This is a genomic window from Rhodococcus sp. NPDC059179 (genome assembly GCF_042754885.1).
Taxonomy (GTDB): domain Bacteria; phylum Actinomycetota; class Actinomycetes; order Mycobacteriales; family Mycobacteriaceae; genus Rhodococcus_G.
Window position 1 is genome coordinate 126,891 of sequence record NZ_JBHZBV010000007.1, and the last position, 18,314, is coordinate 145,204.

Annotated in this window: 18 protein-coding genes; 11 read left to right on the plus strand and 7 right to left on the minus strand. The window is 68.3% G+C overall.

What is annotated here, in order from left to right:
- The first annotated feature begins 35 nt into the window (after positions 1-35).
- The 3 genes from ACFXMV_RS15730 to ACFXMV_RS15740 are packed head-to-tail and all read left to right on the plus strand — an operon-like array spanning position 36 to position 5,226.
- Entirely contained in the window at positions 36-1,508 is a 1,473-nt protein-coding gene (locus ACFXMV_RS15730) for a wax ester/triacylglycerol synthase domain-containing protein (protein ID WP_378498228.1), read from the plus strand.
- Positions 1,505-3,796 carry a glycerol-3-phosphate 1-O-acyltransferase gene (locus ACFXMV_RS15735; protein ID WP_378498227.1) on the plus strand — a complete coding sequence of 764 codons (2,292 nt, stop codon included), beginning with the start codon at positions 1,505-1,507 and terminating at the stop codon, positions 3,794-3,796. Before ACFXMV_RS15730 ends, ACFXMV_RS15735 begins: the two co-directional genes overlap by 4 nt.
- The gene (locus tag ACFXMV_RS15740) at positions 3,793-5,226 is read left to right on the plus strand and encodes an HAD-IB family hydrolase (protein WP_378498226.1); all 1,434 of its coding nucleotides are present in this window, start codon (positions 3,793-3,795) and stop codon (positions 5,224-5,226) included. Before ACFXMV_RS15735 ends, ACFXMV_RS15740 begins: the two co-directional genes overlap by 4 nt.
- Before the next feature lie 98 nt (positions 5,227-5,324).
- On the opposite strand, the gene ACFXMV_RS15745 is transcribed toward ACFXMV_RS15740, so the two are convergent.
- The 3 genes from ACFXMV_RS15745 to ACFXMV_RS15755 form a co-directional block, all read right to left on the minus strand.
- Positions 5,325-6,920 carry a DUF222 domain-containing protein gene (locus ACFXMV_RS15745; protein ID WP_378611928.1) on the minus strand — a complete coding sequence of 532 codons (1,596 nt, stop codon included), beginning with the start codon at positions 6,918-6,920 and terminating at the stop codon, positions 5,325-5,327.
- Between the two features lie 277 nt (positions 6,921-7,197).
- Positions 7,198-7,854: a class F sortase gene (locus tag ACFXMV_RS15750; protein WP_378503059.1), complete on the minus strand. Its 657-nt coding sequence runs from the start codon at positions 7,852-7,854 to the stop codon at positions 7,198-7,200.
- Positions 7,855-7,973: 119 nt separating this feature from the next.
- The gene (locus tag ACFXMV_RS15755; RefSeq protein WP_378500986.1) at positions 7,974-9,617 is read right to left on the minus strand and encodes a hypothetical protein; all 1,644 of its coding nucleotides are present in this window, start codon (positions 9,615-9,617) and stop codon (positions 7,974-7,976) included.
- A 544-nt stretch (positions 9,618-10,161) separates the two neighbouring features.
- Here ACFXMV_RS15755 and ACFXMV_RS15760 point away from each other — a divergent pair.
- From ACFXMV_RS15760 to ACFXMV_RS15780, 5 genes are all read left to right on the plus strand, one after another.
- On the plus strand, positions 10,162-10,776 hold the full coding sequence (locus tag ACFXMV_RS15760) for a DUF4232 domain-containing protein (protein ID WP_378500985.1): 615 nt from the start codon (positions 10,162-10,164) through the stop codon (positions 10,774-10,776).
- 58 nt (positions 10,777-10,834) lie between these two features.
- Positions 10,835-11,389, plus strand: coding sequence for a DUF3558 domain-containing protein (locus ACFXMV_RS15765; RefSeq protein WP_378503058.1), 555 nt, complete (start codon positions 10,835-10,837; stop codon positions 11,387-11,389).
- Between the two features lie 42 nt (positions 11,390-11,431).
- Positions 11,432-11,812 (plus strand): hypothetical protein, encoded by a 381-nt coding sequence (locus ACFXMV_RS15770; RefSeq protein ID WP_378500983.1) that lies wholly within the window; start codon positions 11,432-11,434, stop codon positions 11,810-11,812.
- A gap of 144 nt (positions 11,813-11,956) precedes the next feature.
- Positions 11,957-12,439 (plus strand): DUF3558 domain-containing protein, encoded by a 483-nt coding sequence (locus ACFXMV_RS15775; RefSeq protein ID WP_378500982.1) that lies wholly within the window; start codon positions 11,957-11,959, stop codon positions 12,437-12,439.
- A 43-nt stretch (positions 12,440-12,482) separates the two neighbouring features.
- Positions 12,483-12,863: a hypothetical protein gene (locus ACFXMV_RS15780; RefSeq protein ID WP_378500981.1), complete on the plus strand. Its 381-nt coding sequence runs from the start codon at positions 12,483-12,485 to the stop codon at positions 12,861-12,863.
- Between the two features lie 20 nt (positions 12,864-12,883).
- Here the strand turns inward: ACFXMV_RS15780 and ACFXMV_RS15785 are convergent, their stop codons facing one another.
- Entirely contained in the window at positions 12,884-13,162 is a 279-nt protein-coding gene (locus ACFXMV_RS15785; RefSeq protein ID WP_378500980.1) for a type II toxin-antitoxin system VapC family toxin, read from the minus strand.
- 98 nt (positions 13,163-13,260) lie between these two features.
- Between ACFXMV_RS15785 and ACFXMV_RS15790 the strand changes: the two genes are divergently transcribed.
- A complete protein-coding gene (locus ACFXMV_RS15790) occupies positions 13,261-14,631 on the plus strand; it encodes an FAD-binding oxidoreductase (RefSeq protein WP_378503057.1) in 1,371 nt (456 codons plus the stop codon).
- Between the two features lie 9 nt (positions 14,632-14,640).
- Here the strand turns inward: ACFXMV_RS15790 and ACFXMV_RS15795 are convergent, their stop codons facing one another.
- Positions 14,641-14,985 (minus strand): hypothetical protein, encoded by a 345-nt coding sequence (locus tag ACFXMV_RS15795; protein ID WP_378499761.1) that lies wholly within the window; start codon positions 14,983-14,985, stop codon positions 14,641-14,643.
- Positions 14,986-15,457: 472 nt separating this feature from the next.
- On the opposite strand from ACFXMV_RS15795, the gene ACFXMV_RS15800 reads away from it, so the two are divergent.
- Positions 15,458-15,949 carry a hypothetical protein gene (locus tag ACFXMV_RS15800; RefSeq protein ID WP_378499760.1) on the plus strand — a complete coding sequence of 164 codons (492 nt, stop codon included), beginning with the start codon at positions 15,458-15,460 and terminating at the stop codon, positions 15,947-15,949.
- A 163-nt stretch (positions 15,950-16,112) separates the two neighbouring features.
- Here ACFXMV_RS15800 and ACFXMV_RS15805 read toward each other — a convergent pair whose 3' ends face one another.
- Positions 16,113-16,490 (minus strand): hypothetical protein, encoded by a 378-nt coding sequence (locus ACFXMV_RS15805; RefSeq protein ID WP_378499759.1) that lies wholly within the window; start codon positions 16,488-16,490, stop codon positions 16,113-16,115.
- A gap of 23 nt (positions 16,491-16,513) precedes the next feature.
- Complete coding sequence (locus ACFXMV_RS15810; RefSeq protein WP_378499758.1) at positions 16,514-17,044, minus strand: DUF3558 domain-containing protein; 531 nt, start codon at positions 17,042-17,044, stop codon at positions 16,514-16,516.
- Between the two features lie 183 nt (positions 17,045-17,227).
- On the opposite strand from ACFXMV_RS15810, the gene ACFXMV_RS15815 reads away from it, so the two are divergent.
- Positions 17,228-18,280, plus strand: coding sequence for a hypothetical protein (locus ACFXMV_RS15815; RefSeq protein ID WP_378499757.1), 1,053 nt, complete (start codon positions 17,228-17,230; stop codon positions 18,278-18,280).
- The last annotated feature ends 34 nt before the right edge of the window (positions 18,281-18,314 follow it).

Genomic DNA, 18,314 nt, shown 5'->3' on the forward strand with positions numbered 1-18,314 from the left:
ACCGCGGGTGGATGGACAACCGAGGGAGTGCGGGCATGACCGACGGCGTTCCGCAGATACCACCGAGCGCGGTCGACGTCGACCTCTCCGCCGTCGCGGACGGCTGGGACCGGACGATGTCCGACCTCGAGACCGGAATGTGGCGGATGGAGGAGGCCCAGCCGCGGCTGCGCACGCCGATCGTCGCGGTCGATGTCCTCGATGGCCCGCCGGACTGGGACCGTCTGGTCCGGGCGCACGAGTGGGCCTCGCATATCGTGCCCCGGATCCGGATGCGGGCGGTGGAGCCGGCGTTCGGCCTCGGCAACCCGGTGTGGTCGGTGGACCCCGAGTTCGACCTCGGCTACCACCTGCGGCGGATGCGGCTGCCCGAGCCCGCCGACTTCGACCACGCCCTGCGGATCTGCAGGCACATGGGCACCGAGCCGTTCGACAAGGCCCGGCCGCCGTGGGTGGCGATGCTCATCGAGGGCCTCGACGACGGCCGCGCGGTGTACGTCGTCAAGACGCACCACAGCCTCACCGACGGCATGGGCGGCATCCGGATGATGACGCTGCTGCACAGCCGCCGGTCCGCGCCAAGCCCGAACAAGCCGGACCGGCTGCCCGCGCCGCCCGAGCACCTGTCCAACTTCGAGGCGCTGAGCCAGGACATGCTGTCGGAGGTGCGCAAGTCCCCCGGCCGGATCGCCGGGCTGATCGGCGGCGCGGCCAGGGCCGCGCTGGCCACCGTGACCGACCCGATCGGCACCGTGGGCGACGCGCTGGGGTACGCCAACTCGCTGCGTCGGATCGTCACCCCGCCCTCGGCGACGGGGTCGCCGCTGCTGCGCGGCCGCGGGCTCGGGCGCTGGTTCGGCGTGCTGGAGGTCGGCCTGCCCGAGCTCAAGGCCGCCGCCCGCGCGGCGCACGGGTCGCTCAACGACGCCTACGTCGCGGCGCTGCTCGGCGGGTTCCGCCGCTACGCCGAGGCGCACGGGCAGCAGGTCGGCGCGATCCCGATGGGCATGCCGGTGAGCATGCGGGCGGCCGCGGACGCGTCGGGCGGCAACAGGTTCGCGGCCGTCCGGTTCGCCGGGCCGGCGGCCGAGCCGGACCCGGTCGAGCGGATCAAGAAAGTGCGCGCCATCGTCCTCGGGCTGCGCGAGGAACCCGCGATCGACGCCATCGACCTGGCCGCGCCGGTCCTCAAGCGGCTGCCGAATTGGCTGCTGGCGGACTGGTACTTGTCCCAGTCCACCGGCCTTGACCTGCAGGCCAGCAACGTCGCGGGCGTCCCGGTCCCGGTGTATCTCGCGGGCGCCCGGATCGAGCGGATGTTCCCGTTCGGCCCCGCACCCGGCTGCGCGGTGATGGCCACCCTGGTCTCGCACGTCGGCACCTGCTGTATCGGCGTCAACCTCGACACCGCCGCTGTCACCGCCCCCAAGCTGTTCATGCGCTGCCTGCAGGAAAGCCTGGACGAGATTGTCGCGCTGGCCGGCCCGACCGAAGGGACGCACCGATGACGAGCACCCAACGCCCTCGGGTCTACCTCACCGAGACCATGACGGCCGCCGAGGACGGCGTGCTGCGGTCCTGGTTGGGCAAGCACCCCACCGACACCGGGCAGCCGGCAATCGCCGTGCCGATCAGCAGCGAGTCGCTCGCCGAGCTCTCCAGCCGCGAGGACGATCCGCTGCTCGCCCCGGTCCGGGTGGTCTGGTTGCCGCCCCCCTCGAACGGGCACCGGCACCCGCTCCGGGAGACGCTGTCCCCGCGCGATCCGCTGCACCCCGGCCGCGGCGCACAGCGCCGGATGCTGCGCAGCGACCCGGCGCGCTGCCAGGTGATCGAGGGCGAGCCTGCGCCGCTGAGCGACCTCAAGCGTCGGCTCGAGGAGAACGGCGGCGGCTCGCTGCCGGACTTCATCCGCAGGCAGGCGTCCCTCGCGCTGGAACGGGCGGAGCGGGCGCTGCTCGGCAACCAGTACAAGGTGTCTCGGTTCGTGGTCGACGAGATGACCGACACCGCCCGCTTCCACGCGGGCATCAGCGACCTGTCCCTGCGGCTGGGTGTGCCGCCGTCGGAGGTGGACGAGCGGGTCCGGGACGCGCTCGGCGAGATGGTCGCCGCGCAGAGCAGGCGCGCGATCGCGGTGTGGGACCGGCTGGGCCGCTACTTCTCCCGCGCCTACCGGCTCGACGTCGACACCACCCGGTTCGAGGAGCTGCGCGAGCTGAACAAGGAACACTCGCTGGTGTTCCTGCCGAGCCACCGTTCATATCTGGACCCGCTGGTGCTGCGTCCGGCGCTGCTCGCGAACGACCTGCCGCTCAACCACGTGATGGGCGGGCTGAACGTCAGCTTCTGGCCGATCGGGCCGATCAGCAGGCGCAGCGGCACCGTCTTCATCCGCCGCAAGTTCGACGGCGACGAGGTCTACAAGTGGACGCTGCGCGAGTACATGCGCTATCTGGTCACCAAGCGGTTCAACCTGGAGTGGTACATCGAGGGCGGTCGCAGCCGCACCGGGAAGCTGCGGCCGCCGCGCTTCGGGCTGCTCACCTATCTGACCAAGGCCTACCAGTCCAGTGGCGCCTCGGACGTCTACCTGGTGCCGGTCTCGCTCACCTACGACCAGCTCTACGAGGTGAGCGCGATGGCCGCCGAGGCGCACGGCGCGCCGAAGACGAAGGAGAGCCTGCGCTGGATGATCGGATACGTGCGCGCCCAGGGCAAGCGGCATGGCGTCGCGCACGTGACCGTCGGCAGGCCGCTCTCACTCGCCGAGTCGCTCGCAGGCGAGAAGGACCTGCGGCTGGCGATCCAGAAGACCGCGTTCGAGGTGTGCCACCGGATCAACGAGGTCACCCCGGTCACCGCCTCGTCGCTGGTGATGCTCGCCTTCCTCGGCATCGAGGACCGCGCGCTGACGGTTCCCGAGCTGAGCTTCATCCTCGCCCCGCTGGTGAAGTACGTGACCGACCGCTCGCTGCCGACGGCGGGCGACGTGGACCTGACGAACCCGCAGGTGATCCGGAAGGCGCTGTTCACCCATGTGGAATCCGGTGTGCTGCAGGTCTTCGACAAGGCAGGCGAGCGGGTGTACTACCTGGGCAAGGACCAGCACCTGGTGGCGGCGTTCTATCGCAACAACACCATCCACTTCCTGGTGGTCCGGGCGATCGCCGAGCTGGTGTTGCGGGCCGCGATCGAGGAGCGCTTCACCGACCCGGTCGCCGACGGCTGGGCGGAGGCCAAACGCATCCGCGATTTGCTCAAGTTCGAATTCTTCTTCAGCGACCGGGACGCCTTCGAGCGGGAGCTGCGCACCGAACTCGACCTGATCGCGCCGCGGTGGGAGGACACCCTCAGCGATCCGGAGTACGCCGAGAATCTGCTCGGGTCGGTGCGGCCCTATCTCGCACACCGGGTCCTGCAACCGTTCCTCGAGGCCTACGAGGTGGTCGCCGATCAGCTGATGAACACCCCGGTGTCGGGCAAGTTCGACGAGAAGGCCTTCACCACGGCATGTCTCGCCCTGGCGGAGCAGCGCCGGCTGCGGCAGCAGATCGCCAGCAGTGAGTCCATCTCGGGTGAACTGTTCGCCACGGCGCTGAAGCTGGCGCGCAACCGGCGACTGGTCGAGCCCGCTGACGGGGACGGCGACGGCGATCTGGCGCGGCGACGATCGGAGTTCGCCGACGAGATCCGCGCGCTCGTCGACCGGGTCCGGCACATCCGCGGCCTCGCGCAGGAGCGCCTCGACCTGCTGCAGGAGCCCGCCCCCCTCCCCGAGGAGGGGACTCGGTGACCGACGTCGACGACCTGCACCGGGCCATCGCCGCCGCCGAGCCCGGTCCGCAGACGCTCGCCGCGTTCGACCTGGACGGCACCCTGATCAGCGGCTATTCCGCGAGCGTGGTGTACCGGGATCGGCTGCGCCGCTTCGACATCAGCCTCGCCGAGCTGCTGCGGACCACGGGGGCGGCGTTCGACACCCAGTTCCGCGGCGCCGATGTCGGCGGGCTGATGCGGATCGCGATGGAGGCCCTGGCGGGGAGGATGGACGACGAGCTGCGCGAGTGGGGGCAGCGGCTGTTCCGGCAGGAGATCGCGGGGATGATCTACCCGGAGGTCCGCGGCCTGCTCGCCGCGCACCGGCGCGCCGGGCACACGATCGTGATGGCCACCTCGGCGACCCCGTATCAGGCGCAGTCGGTGGCGGCTGACCTCGACATCGCGGACGTGCTGTCCACCGAACCGGAGGTGGTGGACGGGATGCTGACCGGGGAGCTGGCGACGCCGCCGCTGTGGGGGCAGGCGAAGGCGGACGCCCTGCTCGCGTACGCCACGTCGAAGAAGGCAAGTTTGGAACGGAGTTTCGCGTATTCCAATGGCGGCGAGGATGTTCCGATGCTCGAGTCGGTGGGGCATCCGGTCGCGCTGAATCCGGATCGCAAGCTGACCGGGGTGGCCCGGCAGCAGGGCTGGCCGGTGGTGAACCTGCGCAAGCCGCAGCGCGGGGCGGATCCGCTGTCGGTGGTGCGGACCTCGACCGCGGTCGGTGCGCTGATGACGACCGCCGTGGTCGGCGGCGTGGCTGGCCTCGTGTTGGGTAGCAGGCAGAGCGCGGCGAACCTGGTCGGCACCTTCGGCCCGGAGCTGGCGCTGTCGATCTGCGGGATCACGCTGGAGATCAGCGGCAAGGACAACGCGTGGAGCGATCGTCCGGCGGTGTTCATGTTCAACCACACCAGCTCGCTGGACATGCTGATCGTCGGCGACGTGATCCGTCGCGACGTGACCGGGGTGGCGAAGAAGGAGGCGGCGCGCGATCCGCGGTTCATGCCGATCGGCGCGCTGCTGGATGTCGCGTACATCGACCGGGCGGACAGCGAGAAGGCCAAGGCCGCGCTGGCGCCCGCGGTGGACAAGCTGAAGTCGGGCATCTCGATTGCGATCGCCCCCGAGGGCACGCGGACCCCGACGCCGCGCCTGGGCAGGTTCAAGAAGGGTGGGTTCCACCTGGCGTTGCAGGCGGGGGTGCCGATCGTGCCGATCGTCATCCACAACGCGGGCGAGCTGATGTGGCGCAATTCCCTTGTCGCACATCCGGGGACGGTGTACGTGGACGTGCTCGAGCCGGTGAGGACCGAAAAGTGGACCCTGCGGACGCTGGACAAGCGGGTCGACGAGGTGCGGGCGATGTTCGAGGAGTGCCTGCATGCCGGGCACCGCTGAGCTGACTTGGCACCGGCACACCTGGGACACGCGGCAGGGCACCGCGCCGACGCCGCCCATTTCTGGGTGGTGTCGGGCGGTGCCCGGTGATTTCGCCTCTAGGCGGCGAAGGTGAATTGGTTGCGCCGGTTGTGTGCCGGCACTGGTCTTCGTTGGGTGTCGATCCATTTCGGCGGGACGAACCAGGGATGGCCGTCGTCTTTGCTGATGTATACCGTCCAGTCGCCGCGGTGGATAGTCGTGTGGTGAAAGCGGCAGAGCAGCACCAGATTTGACAGTGTGGTGGGCCCGTTGTTGGACCAGTGCTGAATATGGTGGGCCTCGGTCCAGGCGGCGGGTCGCCCGCACCCTGGGAACGCACATCCGCAGTCTCGTGCGTTGAGTGCGCGGCGGAGTCTGCGGGAGATCAGTCGGGTGGTGTGGCCCACGTCGAGGGGGTTTCCCTCGTGGTCCATCGCGATCGGCGTGATGTCGGCGTCGCAGGAAATCTGGGCGGCGAGGTCCAGGGAGATCGGTCCGAGCCAAGGCATCCAAGCCGGCCCGCGGCGTCGACCGGCGTTGTTACGGACCCGATCCCGATGCTTGGACGCGGCACCGGGGGCGGTCGCGGCGTCAGTGGTCGCGGCATCGGCCGTGGTGTCGGCTAGATCGTCAGCGTCGACGAAGACGCAGACGTTGGGGCGTTCGCCGCCTTCGGTGGGTGCCTGCCCGGAGCCGAGGAAGGAGTTGATGATGTGACTGAAGGCGTCGGCGCGGCGCTGGGCGGGGGTCCGTTGGTCCTTGCCGTGTGATCCGTCGTGGTTGTCGGCTCCGCGGCGCGGCTTCGACAGGGCGGAGAGGGCCGCCAGGAGCGCTTCGCCGGTCAGAGCGTCGAAGTGTCCCTTGACGTGGACGCGGCCGCCGAGGCTTTGGGAGGCGTAGAACTCGTTGAGTTCGGCGTTTTCCGAGTCGCGGGTCTTGTCGTCGCCGTTGAGGATCAGTTCGAGTGCCTTGGCGCGGCGGGCTAGGACGGTGGAGTCCTCGGCGCGTGCGGCGAAGAGGAGGTAGCGGGCACAGGCTTCGGAGCGGGTGTCCCTGTCGCCGAAGATGATCGACTCGACGTCGGGCTCGCCGCCGGATCCATCGTCAGCGCCGTCAACGTCGTCGGCGGCACCGTTGACGTCGTCGGCCGTACCAGTCGCGCCGGTCGCGCCGTCGGCCGTACCGTCGTCGTCGCCGCCGGCCGCGTCGGGGTCGGATCTGCCGTCGGTTTCGGTTGGGGTGCCGTTCGATTCCTCGAGGTCACCGGACTCGCCTTCCGCCTTCGCGGCGGCGTTCGGGTTGGCGGGCGCGCCGCCATCGGGCACCTTCGCGAGGAGGCCGACGATCACCCGGATCTGGTCGTAATCGACTTCTCCGGCGTCGAATTCGGCGGCCACCTTGGGGTGCTGCGCGAGTTCTCGGCCGAGTGTGACGATTCTGTTCGCCCGCCCCGGGGTCATGGTGGTTGCCCCGGCAAGCCAGTTGCCGGGCGAGGACGCCCCGACCTGTTCGGCGACGCAGCGCTGATCGATCTGATGCATCAGTCGTACCCGCAGGGCCTCGAGCTGCCGCATCCGCAGGGACAACTCGGGAACCAGGCGAAGGAGGTCGGCGTCGGCGAGTTGCCAGGCGGCCACATTCTGTGGCGCGGTGAGCATCTCGTCGAGATCCATGCCTCAAGGCTACTAGCACAAATGTTCGAAGACAAGGGTTGGGCGGCGACGTCTCGCTATCAGCGGGGATATCTCGCAACATGCGCCCACGGGGCCGACATCAAGACACACGAGAGGAAGCGACCCGCACCTCGACTCTCACAAGGCCGCGAAAAGCTGACCGCCCGCGTTCCCGCCGAACCGTCGCCGCACTGCCCCTGCCGCGCGGGAGTTGCCCCCAGCCTGGGTGCAGCAACTCGAAGTGACGCCCTCGCGCCACAAGGAGCGTTGCCACTCGCTACAGCAGATCGGCGTAGAGATACACGTTGTCCTCGTAGTCGCCGACACCGTTGTCATAGGTGAGTTCGCCGCCGCAGGTGACCACGGCCAGCCGCCGCGGGCCGGTCGGCCCGTCGAGCACGCTCTCCTCGACCCCGTCGGCCTTGGCCCGCTCGACGACCCGCGTCACCCGCCACGCGGTGGGCTTTCCAGTGTCGTCGGAGGTGTGGATGATGTCGCCGGGTTGCATGAGCGCCAGGTTGAACAGGGCGCCGTTGCCCTGGCCGACCAGGTTCACGTGTCCGGCCAGCAGGGTGGTGCCCTCGTCCGCGGCCAGTGGCGCTCCGTCGAGCCAGATGCCCACCGTCGACACGTCATTCGGCGGGGTCAGCACACCCCCCGGCACGGTCGAGACACCGATCGGCGCCGACATCCCGACCCGCGGCATCGACAGGATGCGCGGGGCCATCGCGGCGAGGTCGGGCCGGTCCGGCACCGGCGAGGGGGCCGACCCGAGCGCGGACACACTCGGCGGGTTCGGATCGACCGGCGTCGGCGCCTGCCTGGCACCCGAAAGCATCACGGCGCCCACCGCCAACACGACCAGCGCCACCACCAGCCCCGAGAGTGCCCAGATGCGGCTCGGTCGCCGTCGATGCCGTCCAATGCTCGCCATGCCCGTCCTCGTCCGATTCCCGTGCTTGTGTCCTACAAACCGAAACGCCCGGCCCGGTGACATCCGGGCCGGGCGCTTCGTCGATCTCACGTCAGGCTAGCCACCCGATCGCGGCACAGCTATCCACGCAGCCGGCGAACGGCCACCACAGCTCCGACACCGCCGACGGCCAGCAGCGCAAGCGCCAACCAGACCCCGGTCTGGGTGTTGAAACCGATACCGGCCTCGCCGCCGTCGATCGCGTGCGGACGCTCACCCTGCGGGGCGCTCGGCTTCACCGGCGCGGTCGTGGCCGGCGGAGTGGTCGGCTTCTCCGGACTGGTCGTGGCCGGCGGAGTGCTCGGCTGCACCGGAGTGGTCGGGGCAGGCGGGGTGGTCGTGGCCGGCGGGGTGCTCGGGCCGGTCGAGCCGCCGTTGCTGCCCTCGCCGCTACCCAGGTCGCTGCTACCGAGGTCACTACTGCCCAGATCGCTGCTGCCGAGGTCACTGCTACCCAGCTCGGCGCTGCCGAGACCAGCACCCAGGCTGCCCAGGCCGGCGCCGAGGCTGCCGAGGGCGCTGCCGGTACCGAGGCTACCCAGGCCGCCGAGCGACCCGAGACCGCCGAGGGAGCCGGTGCTGCCGAGCGAGCCGGTGCCCTCGTCGTCGACGAAGACGGCGTGCGCGCTGGCCTTCAGCTTGGACGAGGTGGTGTCGAAGGTCGCGAAGACCTGGCACTCACGACGGGGGTCGTCGGGGTGCTGGACATCGGCGTTGGCCTGGTTCCAGTGGATGTTCTGCACCGGCGAGGAACTGCCCGCGATGGAAAGGTCCGCCCGGCCGTCCGTGTCCGAGGTGACGCAGAGCGTGACCTCGGTACCCGCCGCACCGGAGCCCTTCACGACGATCTTGTCGCCGGTGATGACCGCGGCACCCTCGCACACCGTCACGGTCGCATTCGGCGGCAGCCTCAGGTCGAGTTCCTGGTCGTACAGGTTGGTGGTCAGGGTGAACTTCGCCGTGTCACCGACCGGGAGTTCGTCGCCGGGGGTCGGCAGGATGCGCTCGAGCTCGAGAACCGACTTCTCGTCGGGCATCGAGGCGAGGATCTCCTTCTGCTTCTCCTTGCCGATGAACTTGTCGCACAGTGTGGTGTCAACCACGCCATAGTCCGAGATGCACCAGACCGCGTCCTGCAGCGCGTTGCGATTCGCCTGCGACGAGTTGTCGGTCCAGGTCGAGGTTCCACCCTTGTCCGGGTTGGTGTTCGGCCACTCGACGCCGTTCAGCAGGAGGTAGCTGATGATCTTCTCCTGGTCGGCCGTCAGCTTCGCGTTGCCGGCCTGCGGCAGGGTCGGTCCGACCGGCTCGCCGTAGTCGTTGAGCTGCGTGCCCTCCGCGACGGGGTCTCGGGTCTCCGGCTTGAACGGCTCGCCGCTCATCGGATCGGTCCAGCCCTCAGGGGCGACGCCTCCGCAGGCGCCCTTTTCCGCGTCGGTGCAGTACATCCACTCGGCAACCGGCTGGCCGCCCACCTGGCGGACACCGCAGATCGGCGGATACTGGATGGTGATCGGGTCCTCGGGCAGGTTGCCGTACATCGGCACGACGTTGCCGGCGTTGTAGCTGTCCAACCGCGTCCCGGTGAGGGTCAGCTGACCCTCGAGCGGCGTCCACGCGGTCGCCTCACACTTCGGCGCGGTGAAGCTCGCGGCGTTCGCAGCAGGCGCCGGGTCCCAAGGAGCGGCCGCGGCCACGCCCACCCCGCCGGCTCCCACGATCACCAGCGCGCACGCCACGGATACTCCCGCACGTAAGCGGCCGACCCACGACCTCGTTGACTGTAAGTTCACGAATCCTCCTGAAATTTCGACTTCCTCACCTCAAGCCCCCCCGAAGCCCAAGAGTTCGTAAAGAACCTAAGTAGGTAGTTTCACTAACTGCAATTCAGGACCGCGGTCGTGTTGCCAAGGTCACAGAGACAGGCTCGAGGTTGTGAGGGCCGCAGAGCGCGACTCATCGGCCCTGGTCGGGGCCATACCGCCGGCCTTCTCGTTACCCCGACGGAGTTCGGCTCACCCACCCGGGTCTGACGGCCGGAAACCAGGACTGGCCGCCGAACCGAACGCGAGCAACGGGTTTGACGGGTCCGCACGTCCGGCACCACGGCCGCGACGCGGTCGGCCACCGCGTCACACGCTCCCGCGTTTCCACGCTGTCGCGGGGACCCCGTGAACCCCGGCGGCCCGGCAGATCGCGCGTTCGGGCTCGTGACGGACCCCGGGCACTAGCATTCGCAGAGTCAGACACCGAGACAAAGGGGATGACATGACCCGCACCCGGACTGTCGCAGTACTGCTCGCAGCGGCGTCGCTGACACTGACCGCCTGTGGCTCCTCCGGCACCGACGGCACACCCACCGCCGCACCCGCCCCTTCGCCCACCTCCACCGCCGAGGCGCCGGCCGCGGAGACCACGGTCGCCGGTCCCCCACCCCCGACCACCGCGCCCGACGACCCGAACACCTGCGCCGCCACCGAACTGATGCTCACCGCGGGGCAGGTCGAGGGCGCCGCCGGCTCGACGATGATCCCGCTGGTATTCACCAACATCGGGGGTCGCACCTGCCTGCTGGACGGATTCCCCGGCGTCTCATACGTCGCCGAGGAGCGCGGCCCCGAGGTGGGTGCACCCGCAACGAGATCCGGGCCCGGGTTCGGCCCGGTGGAGCTGACCTCGAACGGCAAGGCGACCGCTCAGGTCCGGGCGATCCAGGTCGCGAACTATCCGGCGGAGGCCTGCGAGCCGACCCCGGTCACCGGGCTGCGGGTCTTCCCGCCGAACGCGTATGCGTCGCTGTTTCTGCCGCTCCCCGGGACGGGATGCTCGAAGGCAAGCCCAGAGGTCAACCAGCTCGAGGTGACGGCGGTCGTCGCGGGGTAGGCGGTTCTCCCGACCGCGGAACCGATCGGGGCCGCCGTGCGTCTAAGGGTGGGTACGGGTGAATCGACCGAGGAGAAGTGTCTTGCGGGTTCGGGTGGCTGCGGGCGGCATTCTGACGGCTCTCGCACTGATGAGCACCGCTGCGTGCGGCTCCGAGACGGTCGCCGGATCACCGACGGTCGAGAGTTCCGACGTCGGACAGCCAGCCTTCGACCCGTGCACTATTCCTGATGAAGCACTCCTTGCGGTCGGAGTGGACCCAGCAACGGAAGACGCCGACGTCTTCGGGGTTCAGGCGACGGGGTGGGAGCTGTGCAAATGGACGGGGGCCCAGCAGGCACTGGTCGTATTCTCGTCGCTGCGATCCATCGATGAGATCAAGTCGAATCCACGGAACGCGGAGCTCACCTCGGTCGGCATCGGCACGCGTGACGCCGTCACCTACCGGGAGACCAGCGACACCCATCGCGAAAACTGCGACGTCGCCTTCGGGATTGACGGTGGCTCGATCATGGTCCGGATCATGACGAAGGACACGCGATATGTGCTGCCCAACCCCTGCGAAATGGCGGTATCGACCGCAACGACACTTGACCCGTACCTGCCTCGGTGATGTGAGAGCAAGGGTGGGCGGCGACAACGCCAGGAGGCATCAATGACAGAACTCGGGCAATCGATCTCGGAGTTTCAGCAGCTCGCGGCCCAGGCGGACGCAGGGCACCTTCGCCTGAATGAGGACGTGGCGCACAAGTGCATCCAGGCCTGCGAGACCTTCATCGGAGCTCTTAACGAGCTGAGGCAATCCGCAGCGAGCATGTCCACGATCTCCGCCTACGGCACCCTCCAGTCCGCCCAGGACCTCGGTCGAAAGTTCGAACGAAAGGCCTTGGGCGAGGACGGCTTCGAGTCGATCATCCGCCAGCACATCGAGGTCGTGCAGCAGATGCAAGACGTATTCGCCAAGGCCGGCAAGGCCTACGCGGCTGCGGAAGAGTCAAACACTCAAGCTCTCGGCGCGGCCGGGTCCAGCCTGTAGCCGAGCTAATGCTGGCGGACTGAACGAGCGCGTCCGGCGAAACGGAACGGCGCACGCCAAAGTACGCGAACGATGAATCAACAGAGGAGAAGTGTCTTGCGGGTTCGAGTGGCTGCGGGCGGCATTCTGACGGCTCTCGCACTGATGAGCACCGCTGCGTGTGGCGCCGATACGGTCGCCGGATCGCCGACGATCGAGAGTTCCGACGTCGGACAGCCAGCCTTCGACCCGTGCACCATTCCGGATGAGGCGCTTAGGGCGGTCGGGGTGGACCCCGCCACAGAGGATCCCGACATCTTCGGGGTTCAGGCGACGGGCTGGGAAGTGTGCAAGTGGACTGGGGACTGGTTCGGTCTGAGTGTGTTTTCGACAACGCAGCCAATCGACGAGATCAAAACGAATCCGCGGAACACGGAGTTCACACCGGTCGGCATCGGTACACGTGGGGCAATCACCTACCGCGAAACTAGCGACACCCGTCGCGAAAATTGCGATGTCGCCTTCGGCATCGAGGACGGCTCCGTCATGGTTCGGATTCACGGGATGGTCTCCCGACCAGCACTTCGCGAACCATGCGAAATGGCCGTGCTTACAGCAACAACACTCGACCCGCACCTACCCAGGTGATTGATAGAAGGCCGGCAGTCGGCGACGCCGCATGGAGGATGCAATGACAGAACTTGGACAGACGGTATCCGAGTTCCAGCAGCTTGCCGCCCAGGCGGAGTCCGGACATCTCCGGCTGAACGAGGGCGTAGCGCAGAAATGTGTTCAGGCCTGCGAGACCTTCATTTTCGCGCTCGAAGAACTAAGACATTCCGCGCAAGATCTCTCGACGCTCTCCGCCTACGGCACCCTCCAGTCCGCCCAGGACCTCGGTCGAAAGTTCGAACGAAAGGCCTTGGGCGAGGACGGCTTCGAGTCGATCATCCGCCAGCACATCGAGGTCGTGCAGCAGATGCAGGACGTATTCGCCAAGGCCGGCAAGGCCTACGCGGCTGCGGAAGAGTCAAACACTCAAGCTCTCGGCGCGGCCGGGTCGACCCTGTAATCGGGACAGCGGCAGCGGATCTACCACAGCAGCCGCACCCTGACCACGTCCGCGACGACTACGTCCGCCGTGACCAGCGTCGCCGATTCGACCATCGCCTGCACAGCAAGCATCCTGTCGAACGGATCCCGGTGGCTCCAGTTGAGGCCTCCTGCCTCCAGCGCGTGCCGCAAGCTGATCGGCAGCCCGGTCGCGCCCAGCCGCGCGAGATGCTCCGCATATCCGAGCCGCAGCACCTCCGCCTGCGGGAGCTTCCCGAGCCGGTGCTTGGTCGCGAGTCCCCCCGCGGACGCCGCCAAGTCAAGTTGACCAACGGGTGCGCGGGAAGGTCTCCGGCCATGCACGCCGCGCTGGCAAGTAGGGCCCGCCGGCTCCGATCCGCGGGCATGATGGGGTCATGCCGACCGTCGATCTCGCCGAACTCGTCGCAGCGCTGCCCGACGGCGCGGTGCTCACCGACCCGGACCTGACCGCCGGCTATCGCCAGGATTGGGCCGCCGACCCGAATGCCGGCCACCCGCTGGCCGTGATCCGCGCGACCTGCACCGAGGACGTGCAGGCGGTGATGCGCTGGGCGTCGGCACACAGGGTTGCGGTGGTACCGCGCGGCGCCGGCTCCGGGCTGTCCGGCGGGGCGACGGCGGTCAGCGGCGGCGTCGTGCTCACCACCGAGCGGATGCGGGAGATCAGCATCGACCCGGTCACCCGGATCGCCGTCACCCAGCCCGGCCTGTTCAACGCCGAGGTGAAGAAGGCCGCCGCCGAGCACGGGCTCTGGTATCCCCCGGACCCGTCCTCGTTCGAGATCTGTTCCATCGGCGGCAACGCCGCGACCAACGCGGGCGGGCTGTGCTGCGTGAAGTACGGCGTCACCACCGACTACATCCTCGGCATGCAGGTCGTGCTCGCCGACGGCACCGCGGTGCGGCTCGGCGGTCCGCGCCTCAAGGACGTCGCCGGGTTGTCGTTGACCAAGCTGTTCGTCGGCAGCGAGGGCACCCTCGGGATCATCACCGAGATCACGCTGCGGCTGATCCCGGCGCAGCCGCCCGCCTCGACGGTGGTGGCGTCGTTCGGCTCGGTGCAGGACGCGGCCGACGCGGTCCTCGCGATCACCCGGAACCTGCGGCCGGCGATGCTCGAGTTCATGGACCACGCCAGCATCAACGCGGTCGAGGACGCCGTGCACATGGGGCTCGACCGCAAGGCGCGGGCGCTGCTGCTCGCTCAGTCCGATGCGCCGGGCGCGGTCGCCGCCGAGGAGATCGCGGCGATGGTCACGGCCTGCGAAAAGCACGGCGCCACAGAGGTGTTCGCCACCGATGACCCCGACGAGGGCGAGGCGTTCACCGTCGCGAGAAGGTCGGTGTTCCCGGCCGTCCAGGCACTGGGGAGCCTGCTGCTCGAGGACGTCGGGGTGCCGATGGACACGCTGCCGCGGCTCATCACCGGCGTCGAGGACATCGCGCGGGACTGCGACGTGCTGATCTGCGTGGTCGCGCACGCCGGCGACGGCAACACCCACCCGCTGATCGTGTTCGACCCCACGAACCCCGACGAGACGGATCGGGCCCACCGCGCGTTCGGCCTGGTGATGGACCTGGCGATCGCGTTGGGCGGCACCATCACCGGCGAGCACGGCGTCGGCCGACTCAAGCGGGACTGGCTGCCGTTCCAGCTGGGCGAAGACGTGATGGAGCTGAACCGCCGGATCAAGACCGCGCTCGACCCGGACGGAATCCTGAACCCGGGCGCGATGCTCAAGTAGGTCGGCCGGTCAGAGCGGGGCTCCGGCGCCGTCGACGCCGCGCTCCTCCGGGGCCGCGTTCTTCTCGAATGTCTGCTGCATCTCCTGGACAACTTTGATGTGCTCGGTGATCGCCTGCTCCATCGAGCAATCACCACCTGATGCTGTACATTCCGCGTTGGTCGCGAGGTCGACGCCTGAAGGTAGCGGGTCGCCAAAGCCGTCGATCTTGCCAAGTCGCTTGGCCTCGAGCTGCAACTTCTGCAGATGGTCGAGAATTTCAGCGCATCTCTGCGCGCACAGTTGCGCGACTTCAGGTTCAGGGTGGAGATCCCCCGACGCGACGGCCGCCCCCTCTTGGGTCCACCTCGACATCGCTCCCCGCCCTTCCGCCAGGTCACCGGCCTGCAGCGCCGGGAAGTTCCCATGTCGTCCGGACAGCTACGGAGCACGGTTCTCAATAACAGACGAGCATTCGACTGATACCAGTATTACGCCCTCGTTCGACTCGCCAGCAACATCACAGCGGCAACGCGCACCGTGCGACTGTTCCCGATATCAGAACGCTGCCCGGTCGCGGAGCTCGACCGAAGCGAACTCGCGACGCCCAGGCGGCTTGGAATAACCAGGAAACTCGTCGGCGCCGCGAGCGGTAGCGGTTATGAATGGCATTGCGATGCACGAATCGAGATCAAGGCCCGACCCGGAACCGTTTCGCGCGCCGGGCTGGCTTTCACTCTCGCGACTGCTACGTTGGATGGACAAGGCAAGTGGCCCGATGCGCCGCGCCGGTACGGCACATCCTGGGGATGAAACCGAGGACCGGATCCCGCGAAGGAGCATGTCCATGCTGTTGCCAATCCTGCGAGCATCCGCCATTGCGGTCGCCGCCACCGCCCTCGCGATCGGCACGTCTTCGGTCGCATCCGCCGCGAATCCAGCGAGCCTGTCGATCGACGGCCACCTGCAGCCGATTGCCAACCTCGACGCGCTGCACATCGTGGCGACCGGTGAGCAAGATGCCGACGGCAAGGTCACCGGGACATACAACGCCACCGGCGACTTCTTGCCGATCGCCGTCTCCGGCCCGGTCACCTGTCTGAGCGTCGCCGGCAACACGGCGTCGCTGATCTACCCGATCACCGGGGTGTACGGGATGACGCTCCCACAGGGGCTGAACGGCGCCGCTGCCGTTCAGGTCACCGTCACCAAGGGCACCGACGGCCAGCCCAACCACGTCGGGGTGATCGGTCCGATGGCGACCGATTCATTCAAGGGCTGCGCCCCCGGACCGACCCCCTTCGTATTCGACGGAACCATCGAAATCACCGGCGGCTAGGGGTATCCGGTCACGGCGCAGGCGCCGATCAAGCGATCAGTTTCCCTGACCGCTTGGTCCGCGCCAGCTGCGCGGGGGAGGGCGAGTCCATGTGTGCGCATCGCTCTTCGGCCCTCGCGCTGTGCCTCGACTCGACGCCCGCTCCCATCCACGGGGAGTTTGGTCAGAGCCCCGACCCGGAACCTGAGATCACCTGCGCGCCAGCCTCGTCCGAAGCGGCATACATGGCCTCGATCTTCTCGAATGTCTGCTGCATCTCTTGGACAACCTTGATGTGGTCGCCGATCGCCTCGACCATCGAATACTCGCCGCCGACTGCTTTCCTCCCGAACTTCGCGGCAAGGGCGACGCCGGACGGCAGACTGCCGAACCCGTCGATCCTCTCCAGGGCATTCGCTTTGAGCTGGATGTCCTGAAGCTGGCTCACAAACGCGGCGCATCGCTGTGCGCACCGTTGCGCGGCTCCACGCTCGAGATAGACCTGGCCGCCGTCAATCGCCGTCCCAACCGCACCCCAGAGGGACCCTTCACCCTCAGCCATCGGCAGTCCTTCCATGTACGTGTCTAGCTCGGTATGTGGGACAAAAGCTGGAGAGCTGTCCGTTCTGCGACGCCACAGGGCTCCTCCACGACCGGCATTCCGCTCAGATAGGCAATCGAGACCATCACTGCCCCGCCGTTCGATGCGAGGGCGACATCGCACTCGCGTCGTTCCTTATCGGCTACTTCTCGAAAGGTGGCGGCTGTCCTGCCGCCGAGATCGACCGGCAGGAACTCTTCGAATTTCTTGTTCGAGCGGACGTCATCCATGGTGTACGTCGTCGCAAAGATCGAAAGCGCGTGTTCGGGTCCGCGCCACAAGCAAATGTTCCAGCCTGGCTGCTTGACCCCCGCGATGTCCTGCGATTCCGTCATGGGATCCACCTGCACCGCTCGCAACGCCTCATCCGGAATGTCGTCGCACGGGCTGAACACCGGCTCCCCTGCTGCAACTCCCTCGGGCGATGCCTCCCCCGCCACGGTCCCGGAACCACACCCAGCCAGCATCAACACACCACAGACCACGCCGACCCCGGCCAGACCCCGCAACTGCACCCGACACTCCCCACTCCCGGCCGATAGGTACCGGTCCACCCTAGATAGACGCACCACCCCGCCCGCCGGTTCCACCGCCCGGACGGAACTGTCCCGATCACCCGCTCGCCTCCCGGACTTCGTCGGACCCCCGCGATAGATTTGCTGGCGACGGGGGTTCCACGACACGCGACAGGGGGAACGATGACCGCGAGTTTCGACGACAGCATCGAGCAGGCCTGGGCCGACTTCCAGGTGGTCCTCGCCGATCACGTCGCGTCCATGGTCGACGACGACCTGCTCGCGTTGGAGTTGGGCGAGGAGTCCTCGGTGGAGGGCTTCGTCCCGTGCGTGCAGTTCCTGGCGTGGGGCGGCGACCAGGTGCGTTGCGAGGTCCCGTCGAACGCCTACCTCGACCCCCGGCACCGGCTGTCCGCCTCGGACGAGGCGCGGCTGGTCGAGCTGGGCTGGCATCGCCCGACCCGGGCGCCCGAGGACGAGCCGGACGCGGGGTCGCCGGCGTTTTTCGTCGACCGGCCCGCGAACTGGGCCGATCAGCTCGCCGCGATGGCGGTGACCGTCTTCCGGGAGACATGGAGCGTGCCGCACCCGAGCTTCCTGCGGACCGAGGCGGTCGGAACCCTGGAGTCGCTCGAGTTCGAGCCGGCGTTGCCCGACGAGGAGTCGTTTGCGATCGACCCGACCGCTGCGGTGGTGCCGCGCGACGACGAGCACCTCTACGAACTGGTCGCGCTGACCCTGTCGCGGCTGTTCGACGAGCCGCCCGGCGACGACGGCCACAGCGACTTCATGCTCGCCCTGGGACGGGTGGTCGGGTTCGTCGGGCCGCACCTCGACGGCGGCGAGGTTCAGGTGCGGGTGCCGCTGGTGCGCGAGGTCAGCGACCGGACCAGGGCCAGCGAGCTGATCGCCGATCTGAACCGTCGCTGGCCGCACCTGAAGTTCACCCTGTCCACCGACCGGGTGGAGGCCTGGGCGGCGGTGCTCGCGAATCCGTATGTCCCGCAGCACCTCATCGACATGCTCGAGCAGCTGTTCGCGTTCGCACGGACCGTGGACGACGAGTTCGCGGCGCGGTTCGGAGGGCGACTGGACGGCCCGCCGGAGCCCGAGCCGGCGCCCATGGAGGTCGACAACGGCGAGCTGACCTCCCCTCCCCCGGCGCCGAAACCGCTGCGGCAGATGGAGCTGTTCAGCGATCCCGGCGAGCAGACGCTCTTCGACGAGCCGAGCTGACGAACGCCCACCAGAACCACCCACGAGCCCGGAT

Excerpts from the sequence above, each read along its gene's own strand:
- ACFXMV_RS15730 (WP_378498228.1), top strand. The coding sequence starts at position 36 with ATGACCGACGGCGTTCCGCAGATACCACCGAGCGCGGTCGACGTCGAC.
- ACFXMV_RS15735 (WP_378498227.1), top strand. The coding sequence starts at position 1,505 with ATGACGAGCACCCAACGCCCTCGGGTCTACCTCACCGAGACCATGACG.
- ACFXMV_RS15745 (WP_378611928.1), bottom strand. The coding sequence starts at position 6,920 with ATGGATCTCGACGAGATGCTCACCGCGCCACAGAATGTGGCCGCCTGG.
- ACFXMV_RS15750 (WP_378503059.1), bottom strand. The coding sequence starts at position 7,854 with ATGGCGAGCATTGGACGGCATCGACGGCGACCGAGCCGCATCTGGGCA.
- ACFXMV_RS15760 (WP_378500985.1), top strand. The coding sequence starts at position 10,162 with ATGACCCGCACCCGGACTGTCGCAGTACTGCTCGCAGCGGCGTCGCTG.
- ACFXMV_RS15770 (WP_378500983.1), top strand. The coding sequence starts at position 11,432 with ATGACAGAACTCGGGCAATCGATCTCGGAGTTTCAGCAGCTCGCGGCC.
- ACFXMV_RS15775 (WP_378500982.1), top strand. The coding sequence starts at position 11,957 with ATGAGCACCGCTGCGTGTGGCGCCGATACGGTCGCCGGATCGCCGACG.
- ACFXMV_RS15780 (WP_378500981.1), top strand. The coding sequence starts at position 12,483 with ATGACAGAACTTGGACAGACGGTATCCGAGTTCCAGCAGCTTGCCGCC.
- ACFXMV_RS15790 (WP_378503057.1), top strand. The coding sequence starts at position 13,261 with ATGCCGACCGTCGATCTCGCCGAACTCGTCGCAGCGCTGCCCGACGGC.
- ACFXMV_RS15795 (WP_378499761.1), bottom strand. The coding sequence starts at position 14,985 with ATGTCGAGGTGGACCCAAGAGGGGGCGGCCGTCGCGTCGGGGGATCTC.
- ACFXMV_RS15800 (WP_378499760.1), top strand. The coding sequence starts at position 15,458 with ATGCTGTTGCCAATCCTGCGAGCATCCGCCATTGCGGTCGCCGCCACC.
- ACFXMV_RS15805 (WP_378499759.1), bottom strand. The coding sequence starts at position 16,490 with ATGGCTGAGGGTGAAGGGTCCCTCTGGGGTGCGGTTGGGACGGCGATT.
- ACFXMV_RS15815 (WP_378499757.1), top strand. The coding sequence starts at position 17,228 with ATGACCGCGAGTTTCGACGACAGCATCGAGCAGGCCTGGGCCGACTTC.